We start from the raw sequence: 22,472 nt of genomic DNA, 5'->3' as shown, positions 1-22,472 counted from the left end.
TGACAAAAAGACACAAATTTTTGAGACAATGCTCATTCCTCCTAAACCGATTGCTAAAAGGCCACAAATACAGAACGTTACAATGGACGAAAAACAGTTTTTAGCCGAATATAATAAACACCACTATGACAGCCCTCTAGTGACCGTGGATGCGGTGCTGTTTACCTATCATGAAGAATGCTTGAAAGTGCTGCTGGTCGAGCGCGCAAACCATCCCGATCGGGGCAAATGGGGCTTGCCGGGCGGCTTCGTCGACCTGGAACACGACAAAACCCTGGAAGAGACGGTACGGCGTAAATTGAAAGAGAAGACGGGGATAGAACCGCCTTATCTGGAGCAATTACAAAGTATCGGCAATGCCGAGCGCGATAAGCGCGGCTGGTCGGTAACGGTTGCCTATACGGCCTTGATGGCTTATCAAGCTTGCGCATCTCATATTTCGACCGTGGCCGATGCGCAATGGCTGGCCTTAGATAAAGTCGGTCAAATGGATTTAGCCTTCGATCATCAGGCGATCATCAATCTGGCGAGGGAACGCATGCGGCAAAAGGCATTGTATTCGATCATACCGGCTTATGCGCTGCCGGAAATCTTCACCTTGCCGGAGCTCCAGCACTTGCATGAAGTATTGATCGGTAAAGCCTTGCAGAAAAAATCTTTTCGTCGGCGTATAGAGCAGGCGGAATTGTTGATCGATACTGGGAAGAAACGTTCGGAAGGCGGCCGTCCGGCCGTTCTCTACCGGATGAAACAGAGCTCCGGTGCTTACACCTTTGTGCGCAACCTGGAGGATTGAAGTACTCGATGGGTATTTTTCAAAAGCGATTATCTGCGAAGACGGGGCAACTTGTAACCTCGTTGATGTTTGCCTACCTGCGCTTGATACGCGTGAACGCTGGGAATTATCCCTGACCAGTCAGCAAGTTCACCGTACCAATTGGCGACCTTCTGCAATCGCTGTGCAAATTGGGGTACCGATTTGGCTGTATGGAGCCAAGGCTACCAAAGCCTCAGTGTGCTCAGTTGGTTGGAGCGCCAATGCTTACCTCAAGGAAACCAGGAATCCGCTGGGCCTTATGGGTTAGGTCTTCACGTGGCGCGAGGCCGCCCGAAGCACGGCACGAGATAGCAGTTGGTTCTGGGCGATGCATGTGGTCTCTGGCACCATGATGCAATCTGGGCAAGCACCGCCACTGAAATCGCACAAGCTGCCGGAGTTGCAGCGATGCGAGGTTGGTTCAAGGAGCAGGGCGAGGAATCGGTTGTTCTCGTTTCGCCATAGTGACGAGAGATTGCCCAAGTCCATCGTGGTGCCATTACGGTAGACCACGAACGCAAGGTTGGCAGGGAAGAGATACTCGCCGAGGGATCCAACATCCAGACCCGAAAGTTCGGCTACCGCCTTCGTGAATAGATGGGCATAGCTGTGCAGCAGGGTATATACGTAGCGGTAGGTGCTTGCATCCCCTGGATGCAAGGCGGAGAAGTAGCGCCCAAACGGCTCAAGCGTTGACCCGAGTATAGCCATGGGTGAATTTGCAAAGGTCGAACTCTCGAATCAGGCACAGTTCGCACATGCCCAGCATTCCCATCAGCCGGAACGTTTCCTGTTCCTGAACTGTCTTTTCGAGTTCGTTCTTGGGCGCCAGGTCGTTATCCAAATGGTGGAAACGAACAAAGGGCGTACGTTCGCCACGCGCGGCGGTCCGACTGAGCTTGCTGCGCTTCAAAGCTTCGTGCTCGACGGATAGCACGAATGGGTCGTAGCGACTGGAGAATTCGAAACGGCGTGAAGTGGCGCGTCGAGGCGTACATTTGTCTCAAAATTCAAAATTGAATGGCGTGCCGGGAACCGTTTCTTGAATCGTCTGCCAGATTGCCTTCAGCTTGGCCTGCATGGCGGTGGGCATCGTCTGCTCCGTGTCAGGCGCAAGGCCGCCCAGAACGCGTCGGCTTCGGACAGACTCAGGAAGGCCCGCCACGATGTCTTGCCAGCACGGCCTGAATGCCCAGCACCAGCTACACATGGGGTCATGGAAATAATAAAGCATCAGAGGCATCGCTGAACCTAGCATGCGAGGGGTAATCAAAATTTTATCGCTAATGCGCGTTTAAAAGTAATCAGATTATTTTTAACGAAAGGAGACATGTTATGAAACTTTATTTTACACCGGGCGCCTGTTCGATGGCTCCGCATATCGTGTTGTATGAAGCGGCCTACCGCTTTGAGTTGGAAAAGGTGGATCTAGCCAACAAGCAACCGAGCGCGGCGAGAACTACCTGGCGATCAATCCCAAGGGCTATGTGCCTGCCTTGCAGCTCGATGAGGAGGAAATCCTGACCGAAGTGGCGGTCATTCTGCAGTATCTCGCGGATCAAAAACCGGAGTCCGGGTTAGCGCCTAAACTGGGAACGAAGGAGCGCTACCGTTTGATGGAGTGGTTGAACTTTATCTCTTCGGAGCTCCACAAGCTGTTTGGTTCGCTGTTCAACCCTAAAATCCCCGTGGAATGGCGGGAAACTCAGTTGGAACGGCTTGGCCAACGTTTCGATTATTTGACGCATCAGCTCAACGGTAAGCCTTATCTGACGGGTGATTCGTTCACCGTGGCCGATGCCTATCTCTTTACCATCCTTAACTGGAGCGCTTTGCTGAAAGTCGATCTCAAGAAGTGGTCCAGGCTCCAGGATTACCTTACCCAAGTCGCGGCCCGGCCCTCGGTGGGGGAGGCCATGCGGGCATAGGGGCTTCGTCACTAACCCCCTATGGAGGAACCTCTTACAGGATATCCGGCAAACTTTATCTGGAAGAAACCCGTGCCGGTTTCGTTGGATCTCTCTCGAGACCCAATGATGTTTCATGATTTTTTGTTATCGTGGCGGACCGCTTTGACTTGACCGGCGAAAAGCTGCATTGGCGTCTCCACGACGGTGTCAGAAAACGCTCATGCCAAGGCATGGTGAAAACCCGCGAATGGAGTGCGCTTGGTGGGCACAATGAGAAGAAAAAGGAGCGCTGCGATGGGCAATTCACATAGTCGCAAAACGCCAGCCGATGCGCTGGTGATCTTCGGAATAACGGGCGATCTCGCTTACAAGATGATCTTTCCTGCGCTCTACGCAATGGCCAAGCGCGGTGTTCTCAAGGTGCCGGTGGTAGGAGTCGCTGCCCAGCCGTGGAGCCTGGAGCAGCTGCGTATCCATGCGACGGACAGCATCCAGCATGCCGGCGAAATTGATGATCGGGACGCTCTCGACCACCTTCTTTCCCGGCTCCAGTATGTGGGCGGCGATTATAATGACCTGCCTACATTCAAGGCACTTAAACGAGCATTGGGGGATATTCGTCGGCCTGCACATTACCTTGCTATTCCGCCCGCCCTGTTTGCCACGGTTATCAAAAGCCTCGGTGCCGTGGGTTTGGCTGATCAAGCACGTGTCATCGTCGAAAAACCGTTCGGACGCGACCTGGCTTCAGCGCGTGAACTGAATCGCATCGCGCGGTCGGAATTCGCAGAAGACTCGATTTTCCGTATCGATCATTTTCTTGGAAAAGAGGCCATCATGAATATCCTCTATTTCCGTTTCGCCAACTCGTTCCTCGAACCGATCTGGAACCGTAACTGCGTGGCCAGCGTGCAGATCACCCTGGCCGAGGATTTCGGGGTGAGGGGACGCGGTGCATTTTATGAAACTGCCGGTTGCCTGCGTGATGTCATTCAGAATCACTTGTTTCAGATCGTCGCGTTACTCGCCATGGAGCCTCCCGCGTATCAAGGCTTCAATGCTGTCCGCAGCGAGAAGGCCAAAGTATTTTATGCCATGCGGCCGCTAACGTCGGACGACGTGGTGCGCGGCCAGTACGCGGGCTACCGCAAAGAACCGGGCGTGGCGGCGGACTCGGATGTCGAGACCTTCTGCGCCCTGCGTCTCTTCATTGATTCCTGGCGCTGGGCGGGTGTGCCATGGTACCTGCGTTCCGGGAAATGCCTGGCTACCACGGCAGCCGAGGTTTTGGTGGAATTAAAGCCGCCACCGCAACGACTGTTCGACGATTCCGCCCCGGCAGGCGGGCGAGCCAATTACCTGCGCTTCCGGCTTTCCCCCAATTCGGCTGTCGCACTTGCCGCGCGCGTCAAACGCGCGGGCAAGGAATTCGTTGGCGATCAGCACGAGCTATTTTTGTTGGACGAGTACCCGGGAGCGGAACTGCCGTATGAGCGGCTGTTGAGTGATGCGATGGCGGGCGACAGCGCGCTCTTTACGCGTGAAGAGGCGGTCGAGGCCGCTTGGGCGGTGGTCGATCCGGTTCTTGATACGCATCACCGAACGCATCCTTACCCGCCCGGCAGCTGGGGACCGAAACAGGCGGACACACTCATCGCTGCGGACGGCTACTGGTACAACCTCGAGGTTTACTGATGCCCCTTCCGATTGAAGACTACGCACTGATCGGCGATTGTCATACCGCGGCATTGGTCGGCCGCGACGGCTCCATCGATTGGCTTTGCTTTCCCCGCTTTGACTCGGGCGCGTGTTTCGCGGCGTTGCTGGGAGAGCCGGGGCACGGGCGCTGGCTGATCGCGCCCGCCGCAGAGATCCGCAGCATTCGACGCAAGTACCGCGATGGCACCCTGATTCTGGAAACTGAATTCGAGACGGACGACGGTGCCGTGCGAATCATCGACTGCATGCCGCTCTCGGCTGAGCGCTGGGATGTTCTGCGTATCGTCGAAGGGTTAAGTGGGCGAGTGACCCTGCGCATGGAACTTATCATCCGTTTCGATTACGGTTCTATCATACCCTGAGTTCGGAAATTGGGCGATATGCGCTTGGCGACCGCGGGGCCGGACACCCTGGAATTGCGCACAGCAGTCGCCGTCCACGGCGAAGATATGAAAACCATCGCCGAGTTTCAGGTATGCCAGGGTGAACGGACGCCATTCGTGCTCACTTACCGCCCTTCTCACGAAGGCGATTCAGCAGGCCTTCGACCCTGAGCAGGCGCTGACGGCAACCGAAAATGGGTGGCGTCAATGGTCCGGGTGCTGCACCTACCAGGGGCGCTGGCGTAATACCGTCGTGCGCTCATTGATCACGCTGAAGGCCCTGACCTATGCGCCCACTGGAGGGATCGTTGCGGCGCCCACGACTTCACTGCCGGAACGACAGAGCGGTGAGCGCAACTGGGACTATCGTTACTGCTGGCTGCGTGATGCGACATTCACATTGAACGCGCTATTGCTCGCCGGCTATCACGAAGAGGCGATTGCCTGGCGGGAATGGCTGCTCCGCGCGGTGGCGGGTTGCCCCGGCGATCTGCAGATACTCTACAGCGTCACCGGTCAGCGGCGTCTGGATGAATACGAGGTGGGCTGGCTTCCCGGCTATGACGGCGCGGCTCCGGTGCGTGTGGGCAATTCAGCATCGAAGCAGTTCCAGCTCGACGTTTACGGTGAAGTTATGGATACGTTACACCTGGCGCGAGCTGCCGGCCTGAAACCGGAGCCTCATGCCTGGGAAATCCAGCTAGCCCTGCTGAATTTCCTGGAGTCGCACTGGCAGTTGCCGGATGAGGGCATCTGGGAAGTTCGCGGGCCGCGCCGCCATTTCACCCATTCCAAAGTGATGGCCTGGGTCGCCTTCGATCGCGCGATCAAGGACGTGGAGGCCTTCGGGCTGGATGGCCCGGTCGAGCGTTGGCGGCAAGTGCGTGAGGCGATCCACGCGCAAGTCTGCGCGGCGGGTTACGATGCGAAAATCAATGCCTTCGTGCAGTCCTACGGCTCGCCGCATCTCGATGCAAGCCTGCTTTTGATTCCCCAGGTCGGTTTCCTCCCGCTCGACGATCCGCGTGTACGCGGGACGGTCGATGCCATCGCGCGCAACCTCGTCGTCGATGGCTTGGTGCTGCGCTATTTGCCCACCGCCGATGTGGACGCGCTGCCGCCGGGCGAAGGTACATTTTTGCCGTGTTCATTCTGGCTTGCAGACAGCCTGGTGTTGATGGGACGACGCGACGAAGGCGAGGCTGTCTTCGAGCGACTGCTTGCATTAAGCAACGATGTTGGATTGTTGGCGGAAGAATACGATCCCCGCGAAAGGCACCTGCTCGGAAACTTTCCGCAGGCACTGACGCACATGGCGCTGATCAATACGGCCTGCCTGTTGTCCATGCCCGTGAACCAGTCCAAACGCGCTTACGAGAAAGGCGAGCACCCTGTCGCCGCTCATGAAGCACTCCCAAAAAAGCACGGGGCAGGCGCTAAAACTCATGAAAACCCTGCAACTGACAAGTGATGCAAGGGATGACTTCCTAGCTAAGCCAGCAATCCATGCCGGTCTTTTCTGTCCCCCTCAGATAACCACTGTCATTCGGACTGATGTAACAAGTCCGAAAGGGTCGGATCGGTTTTGCCTGTTGCTGTCTCTCAAAAATGGCCGTTTTAAGAGGCAATCGGGTAAAGGCCATCCAGTCTTAGCCTATCGACCAACTTGTCAGGAAGGCTGAAAATAGATAAATAGCGGCCAATGATTAACTATTTGGCCTTTTTTCACACGAAATAGCGAAAAGATGTCTCCATGAGATCCTCATCACCATATTCGTCAAGAATTCCACCAACGCGCCGTGCAAATGACAAGGAAACAGGCCATTTGCCTCGGATATCTGCGGTATTCCAATTCATGCGCGTAAGATTGAGAACATCCTGAGCTGCCGCAACCGCATTCTCAGAGCCTAGGCAACGTACCTCAAAAGGTTGAGGTATGTGTGGACCTGGATAGGTGCCAAGCTCCGGCATAAAACCCGACGTAAAAAGGAAAGATCTATCGTTGTTGACTGTACAGACTGTACCGACTTTTGGGGGATAAGCGCCATAACGCATTAAACGAAACAGGCTGGGGACTAAAGTAACCATTGAGACGATTGGAATGTCTTTCAGCGCCGCTTCAAATCCCGCGCGCTCGGCTGCATCAACATAAGAGGTCTTGTGCAGTACAACACGCAAAGGAGCGCCGCCAGTTCGAAGTTCATACTCAGACAGAACGTTTTGAGCTATCTGGAAGGCTTGCAACTCGGAAAGATGAACATTTCGGCTCTGATTGGGCTCGACAGGTACTCCTTCTCCTCTAATTGCAAAGCCCTCTCCGTTACTTGAAAACGCCTGTGCAAGACTCGACCGAACAATCGCACGCTGTGTTGTACGAAAATGATGAAAACTGATGCCTACGAAACAAGTATCGGGACCGTTCGGCGGTAGCCGCCAAGGCACGCCGCCGGCCTTGTAATAGAGGCCTACGGCAAAATTCCATGCGCGCGTGGCAGGATCTTGATTGCGCGAGGTATCATTGAGCAAAGCATCGGTTACAAGCTGGATCGGCAATCGATTCCTGAGTGCTCTGGCTTTAAGTGCATGCCGCAAATCACGCCTGAGAAAGTCTTCAGACGTCTGCTCAACCTCATCCAATATATCATCGAACAGATCAAGTTGAGTGCTCTCACGAGTGCGTTGGATTGTTTTGGCCCGCTTTCGCTCTTCCTCTGTCGCTTTCCTTTCTACCGATCCAACCTTAGCGAAAACGCTGTCAGGGATGCACATCAAAATAATATCGGGACGATTAAGGTCACGGGATGAAAGACGGGTATGTGCATCGGCATAAAGATCGACGACATTTTGGAAGGCGGTATAAGCGTCGCCCTGCAGAGCACGTGCGAGATTATCATTTGTGTCGAAGTTCAGAGCGATCGATGATGATTCAGGTGCTACCAGTTGTTTGTGAAAAGCGTCAGCAAATCCCGGAAATGGCCTTTTGAGGAGATTTGCATTGCCAAGCACGGGGATTTCAAGACTACACCGATCAAGCCATCTCCTCGCTGCTACCACTTGGTCAGCCGGACCGACAATACCGACATGAATGTGGTCCTTTCTTGCGGATCCGAATCGTAGATCAAATGGGCCTGCGGCAAGCAACCCAACTTTGGGGTCACTATGCGTAATGGCACCGCCGAATTGCAGGCGCGGCGGCGACAATTCAATAATCGAAAGGTCAATCGTCATCGCGCGCCCCGTCGTGCTCGGGCGGCTCGTCGTCAACTTCATCGTCGTCCGGTTCGAGGGCGAGCTGTTCAAGTTCGGCATCAAGTTTTACAAGATCTTCATCGATTTCCTGATTGCGTTGCGAGAGTTCGTTGAAAGCCGAGATATTGAACGAAATTGTTGGCGTGCGGGGCGAGAGCAACACAGTGGGGGCGAAGTGCGCAAAGTCGTTGTCCGGACGATGTTCGAGGGCAAAGAGGCCTTCAGCCTCGCTCGAAAGCACGGCAAGCCAGAAGGAGACGTCCTGCAGGACGCTAGGATTGAAATCGAGAGCGGCCCGACGTGTTGACAGGATGTTTGTGCGTTCTTGGCCGATTGGGCTGCGAAGCCCATCCCGTGTGAAGGCATAGCCCGGCGTGATGACTAGAGCCCAATCCTCTCCAAAGCGCATCACTGAGAAACTGAATGCCTTGTGCTCGTAATAGACGATATCGTCAGAGTCGCGCTTGGTTCGTGCCTTGACGACTGTACGGGTGGCTTTACGAAGTCGCCCCTGATAGCTGACCTTCAATTCGGGCTCATCTCCTCGCCCGAAATAGGCGCGGCGACGATTAAACTCGATCTGGAGACCTTTAGACTTTAAATGCTCGAAGATCAGCTCATGAAGCAGCTTTAAAGCAATCGCCTCGCCTCCCGGAAAGCTGATAAGCTCGGAAAAACCCAGTGTCTCGATGTCCCCCGGCTCAAAGGGGGTAATCAATACATCCGCTATCTCCTCTAAATTGTAGAGCGAATAGAAGCGGCCGTCGCTGACGTGACCTGGCGGAGCGGCCAAACCTTGAGCATTGCGATAGAAGCTAGCGTTCGATTTCGCGGTAGTGGCGGCATGCCAGACTTTCTCTGGCATCAACGCGATCGGGATCAAGTTTGACGAATAGCGGACCGTTTCCTCGGTCAACGGCAAAGCGGTGTTGGTGATTTCATCAACAGCCTCGGGCCGGGCTTCGATAGTGACCGTAAAATTTCGATTGTCAGGCGATGGACCGAACGCGACCGAGCCATTATTGTTCAGTGTCAGTAGCACCATGTCAGGCAGACCGGAGCCACGGCGATCCATCTGCCCTCCACCATAGAAAAGATCGGAAATCGCAGGGTTGCGATAGCCTTTAATGGGATTTGTTCGTCCCGCGATAGCTTCTTGGAAAGGCTGATTGCCAACTTGAGCTGCAATTTCGTCAATTACTCCCCCTGGACTTTTCACAGTAATCGATTTCGGCTGAACCTCAACGTAAACTGGCTCGTCTCGATCATAATCTCGATGGACGATGGCGTTAACAATCATCTCTTTAATGGCGATCGCATTGTAGGCGCTTACGGTCCTTGACACCTCTGCTTTTAGCCGGAATTGGAAATTTACAAGCGCAAGCAGGTCAATTAGTACATCCAACTGATTCCAAAGATTTCCCCCAATTGTTCGGCGAACGCTGTAATCATCTTCCCGCTCAGCTGGCTCTAACTCGATATCATCCCCAAATCGTTCGCGGAGCCAATGGCTGGGCCCTATTGCACGAAATTCAACGCGCGCTTGTTTAAAATCTGCTGATGGATTTTGCGCGAAGAGAAGCCAGCCAGCGAGAGTAGGGGCTTTTGATGCATCAATGGGACGGACGAGATCCAACCTATCAGTCATTTCCTCAATCCACGTCGCGTCGATTTCCTTTGGCCGCCAGAGATCGGTCTTGTCTGCATATTGCGAAAGGCGAGCATGGAGGAGTGGTACTTCGAATCCCGAAACATCGAAACCTATAAGCGGCCGCATATCTGCAGGCATGCCACCGACATTGTGACCTGAGCGTCGTCGGGTTGGTCGTGCGCCGGCCGCTATCATGCTATTAAGTAAATCCTTTTCAAAAAGATCGTCAAAACCTTTGATGGGAACGAGCTGGAAATTTGAACGGATCTGGTTCGCAAGTTCGATGACAAATGGAGAAAACGGGCCGTCAACCTCACCCTCCAGCACACACCAATAAACGCCATGTAAAAAGCCTTCAGAATTAGCATGCGCCAGAAACAGATCCTTCATTACAGATGCTTCGGCTCCGCGATATCCCACGACAATTATCGGATGGTCGCGCAGGAGTGGCTCCAATCGGTCAACGATTTTGGCGTCAAGTGACTGAACCTCGTCCGTTAAGTTCTTATCGCTGTAATGTTTAACGGAACCATGCAAGAAAATCAATTGAGGGTCCTGAGGCGCCGAACTGAACATTATGTAATCGGCTGGGGTGCTAATACTGACCAAGCGATGAGGTCGATTGTGCTGGATGGCCGCACGTTCCAAACAGTGGTCGAAATTGGTTGTGAGGATGGTCGATATCCAGCCTTGGTGGAGAATTTGGGTTAGGGCAACATAGCCCCGAGACGGGTGAACGCCAAGAGGGTTTATTAACTGTTCAAAGAACTCCCGCCGGTCGCTCTTCACACCTAACAGGTGATCAATCGCGTCTGGATAAAGATCTGCATCCGATAAATCAGACTTGTACCAAGATTGCGCAGTGAGCCATGGCCAGTAATCAGATCGCCGAATTGAATTATCTTCGTGATGTCGGCAGTGTTCTTTACACCATGCCCACCGGGCTGCTTTTTCAACAGTTAACGCAGCAGCAGGGATGCCGGATTTAATCGACGCTCCTGCTCCGAGAAGCAAAACAGGCTCATAGCCATCTATTAGCAGAGAGCGCAAGCGCCCTGTCGTGGTTGTTCGCATCAATGTTGTGCCAATCCTAAGCTATCCGAACTCTCAACCCTCTGATTCATTTTCTTAATTAGGACCTATGCTAATACTTGCGCATTTCGTATCAAATTTAAAGCGGTAATCCACACGTTGAGCTAGCCCTTATTTAATTGTATTACATTTAGGCTGCGTGGACCAACAGCTAACAGGCTAGTGAAAACCCAATTTCATACTGTCATTTTCAGAAGTCATTTACACCATTTATGTGTGGGACTAAACAAGTAGTCCTCTGCACAATAATGGGGCTTAGGCATGGAACCTGATACATTTCTATCGTTGAATAGGGGTTACCTTATCATACTGTTGCCGAATGAGGTCGTTTATTGGAGAAGAGGGAAGGTAGACAAAATAAACGAGGGGTGCCTACAGCCAATCTTCTGTGTCCTGCCTCCCTAATATAGCCATAATTTCAACTCTATCGCCATTGATCCGGTAATAGATGCTATCGGTTCCATACACACTCCGCCGATAGCCTTCTCGAATATGCTCAACAGCCTGAAATAAATAGGGCTGATCAGCAATTTGATCTAAGCGTTCAAGGATACCTCTATGATATTGATCAGCTCTTTGACTTCCATGCGTTTTAACACCGTATAGCCAGATTCTCTTCAAATCAGCGCGGGCTTTTCGGGTGAGTTTATAAGAGCCCATCTCGCTGTGCTTCTTCCTTGAAGTTGGCCAATAAATCTTCCGGTTTCTCGTCGGTGAACCCGCTTTGCTCGGCCTTAATCAGTTCAGCGCGAACATGTTCGACCTCAAGCTGCTGCCTCCGCGCCCGCCGGATTAAGTCATTAATCACTTCGCTCTTACTGCTGTATTCTGCGCTTGCGACTTGAGCCTTCAGCCATTCGTCATTGGGCTCTGATACGGATATGCTTTGTCTCACCATGGCGTGATCTCTCAAAAATCTACTATACACCAATATTACACCATATACGCACCCTAGAAAACAAATAACAGAATCCCCAACCCCGTTTTTAAGAGATAGGGATCGATGTTTAATTCTCAAAGTGATCTCCTGACAAACGCTAACTTTCTGTTATCCCTTCAATTCTTATAACTATGTCTTGACACTCCTCTCTGAATAACTCGTACTGCGACTGAATTTTCGGAGGCTTTATGCTCGTCGGTTATGCCCGTGTTTCTACGCAAGACCAAAATCCCGCCCTGTAGCTGGACGCGCTAAAGGCCGCAGGCTGTGAAAAGCTGTTTGTCGAAAAAGCGTCCGGTGCGCAACGCGATCGGCCGGAGCTATTAGCCGCGCTAGACTATCTCAGGGCAGGGGACAGCCTGGTGGTCTGGAAACTGGACCGCTTGGCACGTTCCCTGAAGCAACTGATCAAAACAGTAGAGCTACTGGAAAGCCGGAGTATTGGACTTCGATCACTGACCGAAGCGATCGACACCACGACCGCCGGTGGGAAATTGGTGTTTCATGTGTTCGGCGCCTTGGCGGAGTTCGAACGCTCCATCATCCGCGAGCGCACGAGAGCCGGCCTGGAGGCCGCCCGTGCCCGAGGTAAAAAAGGGGGCCGTCCCCCGGCGTTGAACGCGAAAGACTTGGTGGCCGCTAAAGCGATGCTGTCCGATCCGGAGATCACCATGGAAGAGGTGGCCAAGCGCCTCCGGGTGGCTCCCTCTACGCTGTATCGACACTTGCCGGGGGGGAAGGGGAGCGGTTAGGGAGACCGAACCATGTTGACACCCGTTGCCTATCTTGAAGCGCGAGATCACACTCGAAATATTCACCGGGCTTATTCGCTTTCCTACGGGCAGGATATCTTTGGCAACTGGGTCGTGGAAACCACTTACGGACGGATTGGAGGAAAAGGACGAACGGAAGAAATTAAAATGTTCATAAAAACTTTTCGCCGCGTCGTCCTTGGCATGAACCAATAAGGCCCGAATGCCAACAATATCGGCCGCCTGCGCGGTGCGCTGCATGGCGTCCCGCAAGAGGCCGGCGCCGACCCCTTTGCCTTGCCAGGCAAGATCCACCGCGAAACGGCCTAACAGCATCGTCGGAACAGGCTGATGGGAGAGGCCTTTAGTCAACCGCTCGGGGGCCTCTTCATAGACGACGCTGCCGGCGAGCAACGTGTAGTAGCCGATGATGACATGATCCGCCAGGCCCACGTAAGTCTGCGCCCCGTCCGCGCGTTGGCTCATCAGCGCATAACGCTGCAAATACAGGTTGAGGTGTTCTTGCCCGCAATCGAAAGCCTCAACGTCATGGGTGCGTTGCAGCTTTTCGATACGCGGATTAGTTTTCCGCGGCGTGGACATCGAAGAAACCGGGCTCCTTCATCAAGCGTTCAAGCCGCGGCAGAGCTCGCGGCGGGGCGTCGAGCGCCGCCTGAAACGCTTCCCATTGTTCGGCATTCAGCACAAAATACCGGCGATCCGCCAGCACTTCATTGGCTGCACTGAGCGCATTTTCCAGAATGAATTCACTGACCGTTTTATGCTTGAGCAAGGCGGCCGCTTGCAACGCTTCTTTGGCTTTCGGGTCAATCCGGAGATCAATCCGGTCGCTACGTTTGTTCGTTTTCATATCGGTTACCTCCTGCTTGCTAATCTAGCACAGACGTACACACATTACCAGTACACCATCAGCATATCAACAACACGATTTTTAGAACAATCTGCGCTCTCTTGAAAACAAGGGTTTTTCAGACAGCTAGCTCTAAAAATAGGCTATGCGCGTGTCTCGACTGGCGGTAAGCGTCCGCTTGAGAATCAACTGTTTCAGATGTGTCGCGTTATATCCATTCGTTCATGCAGGATACGGGAGACATAGACGGTATTGTCTTTGACCCGATAAACGATGATATGATGACCCGCTGGAAAGAGGCGGTGCGCGGCCGAAAGCTCGGGCCGGACCTGGCCGATTTGGGGATATTGCTGAATGGCCAAAAGCGCCTTGTCGAGGATAGCCCGATAGGCATAAGTCTGCGCCTCGCTCCAGGTGTTGAGGGTGTATTGCAGGATGTCGGTAAAGTCTTCCTCGGCCTGAGGCGAGAGAATTAGCGCGACATCAGGGAGCGACATCGGGATTTACTTTCTTGCCTTGACGGGCGTTGGCAAAAGCTTTAGCGGTAATGGTTTCCAGCCGCTCTGGTGTGTACGAGATCCCTTCGCCGCGTTCCAGCTGGTCGTCGCCGATTTGCACGGCCGCCCGAAGCGCCGCGAGCTTTTCATCCTCTTCCCGCATCCGGCGGATCGCGTCGCGGACGACCTCGGAAGCGTTGCTGTAAAAGCCTGTGCCGACCTTGCTTTGAAGGTACTGCTCCATTTCGGCAGATAAGTTGATATGCATGGCTAACCTCATAATATACATAGCATGTATATAAAACATACATGATAAGTAGAGTCTTTGACAAGGACTTTCTTGATTCGGCCCTTTGACCAAAACCACGTTTTACCGGCCTATGCCTGGGGCAGGGGCGGGAGTTCAGTCCATGATAACACCCGTCGCCTACCTCAAAGCCCAAGATCCTGTTCGTAACATTTATCGTGCCTATTCTATTGCCTATGGCCAAGATCTCTTCGGCAACTCGATTGTAGAAACCACTTACGGACGGATCGGCGGTAAAGGACGAACTCTTATCTCCGTCGTCAACAATGAAGACGAAGCACTCAAATACGTGCAAAAGTCCCTCAAATGCCGGCAATCCGCTCCGAAACGAATCGGCGTCGCTTATAAAATTCGTACGACCTTGAATTCAGCTCAATGGTCGATATTGGGTAGGCTTCCAGCGATGATAAAGGGAAGTACGGCGCGCCCAACAACAGGCACAACAGATATAGTATCCTATGCGGTTACAGACGAACCCAAAGGACCGGAATTTAGTGAATAAAGCACTCAAAGAAGACCTTGAACACCAAGCATGTCAAACGGCGTTGAAAAGTTTCCAGCAAAGAACGTCGAATAATTTCCAGTTAAGTTTTAGGGTTATTGGTTCTCTGTCGCCTTTTTCCTCTGCTTAAACCGATAGGAATCGTTACCCGTTTCCAAAATATCGCAGTAATGAGTCACACGATCCAACAGCGCTGTGGTCATCTTGGCATCGCCAAAAACCTGTACCCATTCAGCGAAGTTGAGATTGGTGGTAATGATCAGCGAGGTTTTTTCATACAAATGGTTGATGAGGTGGAATAGCAAAGCGCCGCCGGACGCCGGGAACGGCAAGTACCCCAATTCATCCAGGATGACGGCATCCATCAGCGTCAGTTGCTTGGCGAGGTTACCGGCTTTGCCGTGCTGCTTTTCCTTATCCAGTTGATTGACCAGATCGACCGCGTTGTAAAAGCGCACCCGTTTACTTTGATGTATCGCGGCAACTGCCAAGGCGATAACCAGATGGGTTTTACCGGTTCCGGTGCCGCCGACCAGGATTAAGTTGTAGGCTTGATCCATAAAGGCGGCGGCCGCCAGTTGCTCAATTCTGTTACGCAGTAACGGGGTTTCCTGCCAGTCAAAGCTCATCAAATCGCGATGAAGGGGAAAGCGCGCTGCTTTGAGCTGATAGCTTAGGCTGCGGGCTTGACGGTCGATTTGTTCGGCTTTAATCAGGCGATCCAGCCAGACTTCCGGCATCATGGGTTTCTGCTGAACAGAGAACTCTGCTTGCCACTCGCTCCAGGCCGCAGCCATGCCGTAGAGGTGAAGATCCTTTAGGAGCATTGCACGATCAATGGACATGGCGTGAACTCCGCAAAGTATCGTAGCGGCTGCAATCGGCCACGGGTTCCAAGGTCAGCGTGGGTGCCGAGGCGGGAGTATCATCCAGTGTTTTTGGCCTGGCGGCTTCGGTTAGCCGGCGCATTTCATTCAGCACAATCGCCGAACTGATAACGCCGGTTTGCAAGGTCAAATCGCAGGCCATTTAAGACATTCAGACCGCTATCTCTCAACTCCTTCGCTATCAGCAACAGATCGGCAAAGGCTCGATCACCTTGCTCCTGTTTGAGAATGCGATCCCGTACCACCAATAGTAATAAAAAATTAGACACTTGTCTTATAGAAAGATTATTTCCCAATCCACGCGTGATTTTTGCGTGCTTCTATCATGATCCGTAGTGCATCGTAATGCAATGTAGGGCAACGAGTGTCTTTATTTGTTAAATAAAAACAATTATTTAAATTATATATTTAGCACTTTTAATGCGGTTGTCATTGGTTTGAATCCAATACGACCCACCAACTTAATTTATATAAAACAATGACTTAGTTTTGATGGACAGCCCTTTTTATGCCTGTCATTTCTGACTGCCGGAATTCTGCCGGTTTTTCCTGATTCTCAAGCTCGCTTTAACAGCGTCAGTTCAGGACGTTGGTGACCTTCGCAGCAAAGCAGCTCAACACATTCGATCAGGCACGCAATTTCTACTTTGCTGTAATGCGTCGTGATGTTGCCGTTGTGATGCCCGAGCAAATCCTGACGATCTTCCAGATCGACGCCGGCCGCGCGAAGACGCATGCCGAACGTGTGGCGCAAATCGTGAACACGCACTTCCGACAATCCTGCCGCCGTCCTTGCCTTCCGCCACGCCCGGTTATTCATCCGGTCCAACCGGTTGCCCCGTCGCGATGAAAAACGTACTCGCTTTGGCCTCAGTACTTGTTCACGATCGATCGGGCCACGGCGTTGAGCGGCACAATCCGCTCATGCCCATTTTTGGCCATATCCTCAGTAACGATGAACACAGTCACATCTAGTACAACTAGTACAACGCACCGCAAATCCACCGAATAATTTTTACACCCCCAGAGGTCTTCCGGTATAAGTCCAGCGAAAAGGTTTAGCGAAAGTTTCATTGAAGAAATCGATGAACTGAAAAATTCTGTGCTTGAGATCGTCAGTTGAAGTGGAGCTTCCGCGTTTGAGCAAGCGCCGAGACAGAATGCCAACCCAATCTCGAAAATCTTGGCGTGTCCAATGGGTCAAAGGCGAAGGCGGCGTTTTACACGCCAACGCCAGCCGTTGGCAGACCTGTTCGGCGCTGAAGGTCTGTGGCGCACCCGGACGCTCCGCATCCGCCAGAACCGCCTCGATCTGTCGGCGTAAAGGGTCAGGCTCGTCTTCGCAGGCGGCCAGCCCCTCTTGAGCCGACAGCCCACGACGACGCCACAAGCCGACCGTCTCTTCTTTGATGCCAAGGTTCTGCGCGCTAGCCTTGTTGCGACGACCGGCTCCCGCATTTAAAACGATGCGCGCCCGCTGCACTAAACTGTGCGGCAGTTGCCGACTTCGGGCAATGGCTTCCAGCGTCGATTGTTGGGCTGGCGTCAAAATAAGCGGGGTGAGGGGGCGCATCGCTTCCTTGCGGAACGGTTTTCGGGGTGGCTATTATCCCTCATTCTTTAGGTGCGCAGTACTAGTGTAGGCTAAAGATGAGATTTTTAATAAATAAAATCAATATTGAGAATTATTATTATTAACTATATCATAATGGCAATTCCATTCTTTAGGTATAGCTATGAACCCACAATTCGAAAGTACATGCGAGCGAGGTCCGGTTAACGAGATTTTGCGGAAAGCGATTTTTATCGTGTTAACGACGACTTGGTCTGCCGTCGATTTGGCGGCCGAAGAAATTCAGGGTGAATCGGGGGCGGCGGCTGCGGGAATAGTGACGCCAGACGCTAAACAAAGCTCTGATATCAAAAGCGAGGAAGTCTTGCCGACCGTATCAGTTGTCGGGCAGAAAGAAGCTAAAGCTATCGATCCGGTAAAAGGTTACGTAGTGAAAAAATCGCTGTCCGGCTCGAAGACCGACACACCCTTGATCGAGGTGCCGCAATCGATCAGCGTCATCAATAAGGACGAATTTGCCGCGCGCGCCGCGCAAAGCATCACTCAAGCCGTTACGTATACGCCAGGCGTGTTCACCGGTATGTTCGGTCCCAGTACGCGCGACGACTATTTCAATTTGCGCGGATTCGAAGGTACCCAATATCTCGACGGTACCCGCCTGATGAGTTCAAGTACCAGTTATGCCCAGCTGCGGGTCGAGCCTTACGGTCTGGAACGGATCGAGGTATTGCGGGGGCCTTCGTCCGTGCTTTATGGTCAGAATGCCCCCGGCGGCTTGGTCAACATGATGAGCAAGCGGCCGACGGCAATCCCGTTCCACGAAGTCCAGTTCCTCGGCGGCAGCTACGACCGGGTGCAGGGCAGCCTGGATTTGAGCGGTCCGGTCGCCGGCCGCGACGATTTGCTTTATCGGCTGGTGGCCTTGGGCCGAGGCAGCGATACCCAGGTCGATTTCGTCGAGGACAATCGCTATTATGTCGCGCCGAGTTTTACCTGGAAGCCGAGCGATGCCACCACGTTTACCTTCCTGAGCCATTATCAGAAGGATGAAACGGGTAACGCGATGCAGTTTTTTCCTTATCAAGGCAGCGTCTTGGGTAATCCGAACGGCAGGCTGCCGACCAGCCGTTTTCTCGGTGAACCGGGTTTCGATGGTTACGAACGTGAACAATTCTCGGTAGGCTATGCGTTGGAACACCGGTTCAACAAGGTGTTCAGTGCCCGGCAAAACGTGCGCTACGCCCATGTGGAAAGCCAATTGAAAGGCATGTTTCCGTATTACGGCGCCGGCTTTCTGGATTCTGATCAGGGTCTGTCCGGCCAGCGTCTGATAGACCGTGACGCCGGCATTTACCAAGACGATACCGGCACCTTTACCCTGGATAATCAATTACAGGCGGATTTTGCCACGGGAGATGTTCAACACACCTTTTTGGCAGGGCTCGATTATCGCCATTTCACCGGCAAACGGCAGACCGGATATGTCTTTTCGGCATCCAGCCTCGATGCTTACAACCCGACTTACGGACGGCCGCTGATCGATCCCAGTACCGGTTTGTCGTTTTCGACGCCGAATACTTCCGGCCGCGTCAACCAGCAGCTTGACCAGATCGGTTTCTACGGCCAGGATCAACTGAAATGGAACCGTTGGGTTGCCACGATCGGAGTGCGTTACGATTGGGCGTCGGTGGATACCTTGAAAACCGATTATCAGAACGAGGATATTGGCACCAACATCGTCGATTACGCTCACCCGACGTACACACCGAGCCGCCAGGACAGCGAAGCGTTTACCTACCGTACCGGTTTGAGCTATCAGTTCGACACCGGCTTTGCCCCGTATTATAGCTATTCCGAATCGTTCGACCCGGCGGTCGGCACCGACCGTTCTTCCAAACCGTTCAAACCGACGACCGGGCGTCAGCATGAAGTCGGCATCAAGTATCAGCCGACGGGTTACAATGCCTTTATCACCGCGGCATTTTTCCATTTGGTGCAGGAAAACGTGTTGACTCCCGATTTGGCGAAGCCGTTTCCGGGCATGTTTCAAAAACAAACCGGCGAAGTCCGGTCGCAAGGGGTGGAACTGGAAGGCAAGGCCAGCCTCGACTGGGGACTCAATATGACCGCCGCCTATACTTATACCGATGCCAAGGTCATGCAATCCAATAACGAAGCGGAGCTTGGGAAAAACCTGACCTACACACCGGAGCATCAGGCTTCGCTGTGGATGGATTACACGCATCCACAAGGCGAGTTCGCCGGCCTGGGACTGGGCGGCGGTTTGCGTTACATCGGCAGCAACTACGGCGATTTGAGCAACAGCCAGAAAGCCCCGGCTTATATATTGATGGATGCCTCCGTTCATTACGATCTGGGCAGGCTGGACCGTTCGATGCAAGGTTTGCGCCTTGGCGTCAATATGAGCAACCTGCTCGACCACGAATATGTGGTGACCTGCGGCGATGATACCTGCTATTACGGCGACCGCCGCTCGGTACTGGCCAGCCTGCGTTATAACTGGTAAACGACGGGTCGGGTAATGCGAAAAATCTGGGCGCGGCTGCACCGTTATCTGGGGCTGGCGGCCGCTCTGTTTTTGCTGCAGGCCGCCTTGAGCGGCTGCATCATCGCCTACCAGCAGGAACTGGATGCCTGGCTGAATCCCGAATTATTCGACAGCCCTGCGCAGGGGCCGATGTTGGACACAGCCGATTTGCTGGCTCGACTGCAACGCGAGCAGCCGCAATACCGGGTGGTGTCGCTGCCTTTAACGCGCGAGCCGGGTAACGCGTTGCAGGTGACGGTAAGGCCTGCCGACCCGAATCAGGAACCTGCGGCTGACGAATTGTTCGTCGACCCCGTTAGTGCTGAGGTTTTGGGCGGCAGGCTATGGGGTGCTTGCTGTTTCGAAAGACGGCATCTGATTCCCTTCATCTATGCGTTCCATTACAGCCTGCAATTACCGGGCGAAGTCGGGCTATGGGTGATGGGTATGGCGGCGATCATTTGGCTCTTCGAATCGCTGATCGGTTTTTATCTGACCTTTCCCAAGTTCTCCACAAACCGGATGCCTGCGGCTCAGTCTTCGTTAAATTCGGACCCTCAACGTAAAACCTGGCTGCACCGATGGATGTCCGTTTGGCGCATCAAACCGTCGGCGAGCCGTACCCGCTTCAACTTCGATCTGCACCGTGCCGGCGGCTTGTGGCTGTTTTGCTTCATGCTGATGCTTTCCGTCAGCGCGATTTCGCTGAATTTGCGTGATGCCGTATTCGAGCCCGCCGTTTCGCTGTTCTCGGATTTTACCCTTTCGCCGTTCGACGTCCGCGAGCAGCGTGCCGAGGGCCCCCTGACAGAGGCAAAGATTAGCTTTCAACAGGTGTTGCAAACCGCCAAAACCGATGCGGCCGGCCGTGGCTGGCGCCGGCCGCCCGCCACGATGTTTTACAATGCCCAATACGGCATGTTTGGCGTCGGTTTCGGCGAGACGGAGGGCTTGGGTCTTAGTTATCTTTATTACGATGGCGAGACCGGTGTCTACCTGGGTGACTATGTACCCGGAACCGGCACGGCGGCCGACGTGTTCGAGGCTTGGCAACTGCCGTTGCATAGCGGCCGTATCATCGGGCTGCCGGGCCGGATCTTGGTTTCGATAATCGGCATAGGCGTACTATTGATGGCGGTCACCGGCACGCGGATTTGGCTGCATAAGCGGAAGCCGACACGGGCTAGGCATTAAGCGCTTACAAATGGGCTATGGGTTTGTCGGTAAACAAATAGTCTTTCAATTCGTGCTCGAATTTTGGGTCTTGCCGACGAATCCATTCCAACAACATCGCGGCATGCTCTTTTTCCTCGTCGCGATTATGCGCCAGGATGGCTCTAAGTTCCGGATTTTTGCACGCATCCACACGTTGATTGTAAAAATCCACGGCCTCCAACTCTTCGCGCAGCGAAATAATCGCCCGGTGCATATCGCGCGTCGTATCGCTCAATTCGTTTACAGGTTCTTGGTAGCCGTCGTTTGCCATGGATATGCTCCTTTACCGGTAGCTTGAAGGGATAAGTTTTGTCTGCGTTGCCGCGTCAACCGTAGCAGTCGATCTGAAAGATAGGGTCTGTATCTATTGTACACGCTGGCAAATCGAGTGGCAAAACACATACATTATTGCTCTCGTCCTTTGCTCGGAAGGATCTCCGAATCGAAGCCGGAGAAATCGAATGCTGACTTTGTGGCTGCAAATGAGTATAATTTTTATTTAGAATATTGGTTCCCTGCATGGGCGTCATTTGAATTTCTCAGAATGTTGGTAGAGGCTATATCATTGAGCAGAATCGTTTCTTCATTACCGGGACGAATCCGGGTGCGCGACAATCGTTTACGCCATCAGGCACGGCTGGATATACTGGAGGTTGAACTAGGGAAAATTGCCGGCATTACCGAGCTGCAAGCCAATGCCCGTGCCGGCAGTGTGGTGGTAAACTTCGATCCTGGGCAGGTCGATATGGCTTTCTTGGAAAGCCAGGTCGATGCGGTCGTCGACAAAGCCCTGGATGCGCCGCTGGCTAAATCAAAGCGCCCGATGAAGATGCGCGTCAACCGTTATGCCAAGGTGGGCATGCTGGGTAGCCTGGCGACCTCGTTAGCCTTGGCGGCGACCGGGCAGAAACGTGGGCACGCCGTCGCCGGCGGTCTGTTCGTGGCTTGTTTGGGGGTGCATTTGACGACTCACCGCAAGTCGTTGCTGCGTTGAGGTTGGAAAAGGCTTGGCCGCCAAGTCGGCAACCAGCGTTACCAACGACTGCGCCAGATCTCGCCCCGCCGTTTGTCCCGACGCCGTCTCCGGCAAATAGATTTCCATCCCCAGATAGATAAATTCCGGATTATTCCAGATCTGCTTCGGGATCACCGTGTGCGCATGCGGAAATTCGCTTACGGTACCGAGCGGGACGATGCGCAGGTTTTGCGCGGCCAGTGCCGGGCGGGCGGCGATTTCAAACGCCAGCCGATCGCGCCAGGCCGCATCGGCGCAGATCAAGTCGGCGCTGGGGCCGGCTGGATCGCTGCCGGTATGCAGATCGAGAAGCAAGGTATGTCGGCCCTGGATCGAAGGCAATAACTGCCGATATAAGGCTTGATGCAGGGTATTGTATTTGAACTGTTGATCGATCAGCGGGCGCTTGCCGGACAGGCCTTCCGGTATCGTCAAAACCTGTACCTTCCGCGGGTCCAGGCTTTCGGCAACCGTGCGGCCAAAGGCCAATTCATCGCGATGGATGCCAATCACCAGCAGTACGGGAGCCGTATCCATGCCGGGC

Annotated in this window: 25 protein-coding genes and 1 pseudogene; 11 read left to right on the top strand and 15 right to left on the bottom strand. The window is 53.5% G+C overall.

The window, feature by feature from the left end; translation table 11 throughout:
- Positions 1–82: 82 nt before the first annotated feature.
- On the top strand, positions 83–796 hold the full coding sequence (locus CC94_RS0118925; RefSeq protein WP_005372468.1) for an NUDIX hydrolase: 714 nt from the start codon (positions 83–85) through the stop codon (positions 794–796).
- 285 nt (positions 797–1,081) lie between these two features.
- Here the strand turns inward: CC94_RS0118925 and CC94_RS24400 are convergent, their stop codons facing one another.
- Positions 1,082–1,528, bottom strand: a complete 447-nt coding sequence (locus CC94_RS24400; protein ID WP_031431805.1) for a hypothetical protein — start codon at positions 1,526–1,528, stop codon at positions 1,082–1,084.
- Here CC94_RS24400 and CC94_RS24395 point away from each other — a divergent pair.
- The 5 genes from CC94_RS24395 (at position 1,527) to CC94_RS21830 (ending at position 6,300) form a co-directional block, all read left to right on the top strand.
- Positions 1,527–1,751: a hypothetical protein gene (locus CC94_RS24395; protein ID WP_031431804.1), complete on the top strand. Its 225-nt coding sequence runs from the start codon at positions 1,527–1,529 to the stop codon at positions 1,749–1,751. The two genes, CC94_RS24400 and CC94_RS24395, sit on opposite strands and share 2 nt — an antisense overlap.
- 553 nt (positions 1,752–2,304) lie before the next feature.
- Entirely contained in the window at positions 2,305–2,745 is a 441-nt protein-coding gene (locus CC94_RS21835; protein ID WP_245549352.1) for a glutathione binding-like protein, read from the top strand.
- Positions 2,746–3,021: 276 nt separating this feature from the next.
- Positions 3,022–4,422 (top strand): glucose-6-phosphate dehydrogenase, encoded by a 1,401-nt coding sequence (gene zwf, locus CC94_RS0118900; RefSeq protein ID WP_005372462.1) that lies wholly within the window; start codon positions 3,022–3,024, stop codon positions 4,420–4,422.
- Positions 4,422–4,808 (top strand): trehalase-like domain-containing protein, encoded by a 387-nt coding sequence (locus CC94_RS24390; protein WP_213069374.1) that lies wholly within the window; start codon positions 4,422–4,424, stop codon positions 4,806–4,808. Before zwf ends, CC94_RS24390 begins: the two co-directional genes overlap by 1 nt.
- Before the next feature lie 121 nt (positions 4,809–4,929).
- The gene (locus CC94_RS21830; protein ID WP_213069373.1) at positions 4,930–6,300 is read left to right on the top strand and encodes a glycoside hydrolase family 15 protein; all 1,371 of its coding nucleotides are present in this window, start codon (positions 4,930–4,932) and stop codon (positions 6,298–6,300) included.
- A gap of 254 nt (positions 6,301–6,554) precedes the next feature.
- On the opposite strand, the gene CC94_RS0118890 is transcribed toward CC94_RS21830, so the two are convergent.
- From CC94_RS0118890 to CC94_RS0118880, 4 genes are all read right to left on the bottom strand, one after another.
- Positions 6,555–8,057 (bottom strand): argonaute/piwi family protein, encoded by a 1,503-nt coding sequence (locus tag CC94_RS0118890; RefSeq protein WP_031431803.1) that lies wholly within the window; start codon positions 8,055–8,057, stop codon positions 6,555–6,557.
- The gene (locus tag CC94_RS0118885) at positions 8,047–10,779 is read right to left on the bottom strand and encodes an SIR2 family protein (RefSeq protein WP_169740979.1); all 2,733 of its coding nucleotides are present in this window, start codon (positions 10,777–10,779) and stop codon (positions 8,047–8,049) included. Before CC94_RS0118885 ends, CC94_RS0118890 begins: the two co-directional genes overlap by 11 nt.
- 414 nt (positions 10,780–11,193) lie before the next feature.
- Entirely contained in the window at positions 11,194–11,481 is a 288-nt protein-coding gene (locus tag CC94_RS23315; RefSeq protein ID WP_040578337.1) for a type II toxin-antitoxin system RelE/ParE family toxin, read from the bottom strand.
- Positions 11,468–11,719: a ribbon-helix-helix domain-containing protein gene (locus tag CC94_RS0118880; protein WP_005372456.1), complete on the bottom strand. Its 252-nt coding sequence runs from the start codon at positions 11,717–11,719 to the stop codon at positions 11,468–11,470. Before CC94_RS0118880 ends, CC94_RS23315 begins: the two co-directional genes overlap by 14 nt.
- Positions 11,720–12,003: 284 nt before the next feature.
- Here CC94_RS0118880 and CC94_RS24890 point away from each other — a divergent pair, with 284 nt between their 5' ends.
- Complete coding sequence (locus CC94_RS24890) at positions 12,004–12,513, top strand: recombinase family protein (RefSeq protein WP_245549528.1); 510 nt, start codon at positions 12,004–12,006, stop codon at positions 12,511–12,513.
- Positions 12,514–12,723: 210 nt separating this feature from the next.
- Here the strand turns inward: CC94_RS24890 and CC94_RS24880 are convergent.
- From CC94_RS24880 to CC94_RS0118860, 4 genes and pseudogenes are all read right to left on the bottom strand, one after another.
- Positions 12,724–12,999, bottom strand: a pseudogene (locus CC94_RS24880) (GNAT family N-acetyltransferase); the annotation flags it as partial.
- 94 nt (positions 13,000–13,093) lie between these two features.
- On the bottom strand, positions 13,094–13,384 hold the full coding sequence (locus CC94_RS0118870) for a type II toxin-antitoxin system TacA family antitoxin (RefSeq protein WP_005372452.1): 291 nt from the start codon (positions 13,382–13,384) through the stop codon (positions 13,094–13,096).
- Between the two features lie 194 nt (positions 13,385–13,578).
- Positions 13,579–13,881 (bottom strand): type II toxin-antitoxin system RelE/ParE family toxin, encoded by a 303-nt coding sequence (locus CC94_RS0118865; RefSeq protein WP_005372451.1) that lies wholly within the window; start codon positions 13,879–13,881, stop codon positions 13,579–13,581.
- Complete coding sequence (locus CC94_RS0118860; RefSeq protein ID WP_005372450.1) at positions 13,868–14,149, bottom strand: type II toxin-antitoxin system ParD family antitoxin; 282 nt, start codon at positions 14,147–14,149, stop codon at positions 13,868–13,870. Before CC94_RS0118860 ends, CC94_RS0118865 begins: the two co-directional genes overlap by 14 nt.
- A gap of 142 nt (positions 14,150–14,291) precedes the next feature.
- On the opposite strand from CC94_RS0118860, the gene CC94_RS23300 reads away from it, so the two are divergent.
- Entirely contained in the window at positions 14,292–14,690 is a 399-nt protein-coding gene (locus CC94_RS23300; RefSeq protein WP_084675427.1) for a WGR domain-containing protein, read from the top strand.
- Between the two features lie 95 nt (positions 14,691–14,785).
- On the opposite strand, the gene istB is transcribed toward CC94_RS23300, so the two are convergent.
- From istB to CC94_RS22575, 4 genes are all read right to left on the bottom strand, one after another.
- Complete coding sequence (istB, locus tag CC94_RS0118850) at positions 14,786–15,535, bottom strand: IS21-like element helper ATPase IstB (RefSeq protein ID WP_005372449.1); 750 nt, start codon at positions 15,533–15,535, stop codon at positions 14,786–14,788.
- On the bottom strand, positions 15,525–15,719 hold the full coding sequence (locus CC94_RS23295; protein ID WP_031431799.1) for a hypothetical protein: 195 nt from the start codon (positions 15,717–15,719) through the stop codon (positions 15,525–15,527). The genes istB and CC94_RS23295 overlap by 11 nt, the downstream gene beginning before the upstream one ends.
- A 414-nt stretch (positions 15,720–16,133) precedes the next feature.
- Positions 16,134–16,451, bottom strand: coding sequence for a tyrosine-type recombinase/integrase (locus CC94_RS22580; RefSeq protein ID WP_281174045.1), 318 nt, complete (start codon positions 16,449–16,451; stop codon positions 16,134–16,136).
- A 141-nt stretch (positions 16,452–16,592) separates the two neighbouring features.
- Positions 16,593–17,150, bottom strand: coding sequence for a helix-turn-helix domain-containing protein (locus CC94_RS22575; protein WP_051040372.1), 558 nt, complete (start codon positions 17,148–17,150; stop codon positions 16,593–16,595).
- 235 nt (positions 17,151–17,385) lie between these two features.
- Here CC94_RS22575 and CC94_RS0118830 point away from each other — a divergent pair, with 235 nt between their 5' ends.
- Positions 17,386–19,677 carry a TonB-dependent siderophore receptor gene (locus CC94_RS0118830; RefSeq protein ID WP_245549351.1) on the top strand — a complete coding sequence of 764 codons (2,292 nt, stop codon included), beginning with the start codon at positions 17,386–17,388 and terminating at the stop codon, positions 19,675–19,677.
- Positions 19,678–19,692: 15 nt separating this feature from the next.
- Positions 19,693–20,892, top strand: a complete 1,200-nt coding sequence (locus tag CC94_RS0118825) for a PepSY-associated TM helix domain-containing protein (protein ID WP_005372446.1) — start codon at positions 19,693–19,695, stop codon at positions 20,890–20,892.
- A 4-nt stretch (positions 20,893–20,896) separates the two neighbouring features.
- Here CC94_RS0118825 and CC94_RS0118820 read toward each other — a convergent pair whose 3' ends face one another.
- Positions 20,897–21,184, bottom strand: coding sequence for an encapsulin-associated ferritin-like protein (locus CC94_RS0118820; protein ID WP_005372444.1), 288 nt, complete (start codon positions 21,182–21,184; stop codon positions 20,897–20,899).
- A 117-nt stretch (positions 21,185–21,301) separates the two neighbouring features.
- Here CC94_RS0118820 and CC94_RS23290 point away from each other — a divergent pair, with 117 nt between their 5' ends.
- Positions 21,302–21,907 (top strand): HMA2 domain-containing protein, encoded by a 606-nt coding sequence (locus CC94_RS23290; protein ID WP_213069372.1) that lies wholly within the window; start codon positions 21,302–21,304, stop codon positions 21,905–21,907.
- On the opposite strand, the gene CC94_RS0118815 is transcribed toward CC94_RS23290, so the two are convergent.
- The gene (locus CC94_RS0118815; RefSeq protein ID WP_005372439.1) at positions 21,797–22,465 is read right to left on the bottom strand and encodes a hypothetical protein; all 669 of its coding nucleotides are present in this window, start codon (positions 22,463–22,465) and stop codon (positions 21,797–21,799) included. The two genes, CC94_RS23290 and CC94_RS0118815, sit on opposite strands and share 111 nt — an antisense overlap.
- Positions 22,466–22,472: the final 7 nt, after the last annotated feature.

The organism is Methylomicrobium agile (assembly GCF_000733855.1).
Taxonomy (GTDB): Bacteria; Pseudomonadota; Gammaproteobacteria; order Methylococcales; family Methylomonadaceae; genus Methylomicrobium; species Methylomicrobium agile.
The sequence above is the reverse complement of the archived record's forward strand: the minus strand, read 5'-3'. Positions and strand labels throughout refer to the sequence as shown.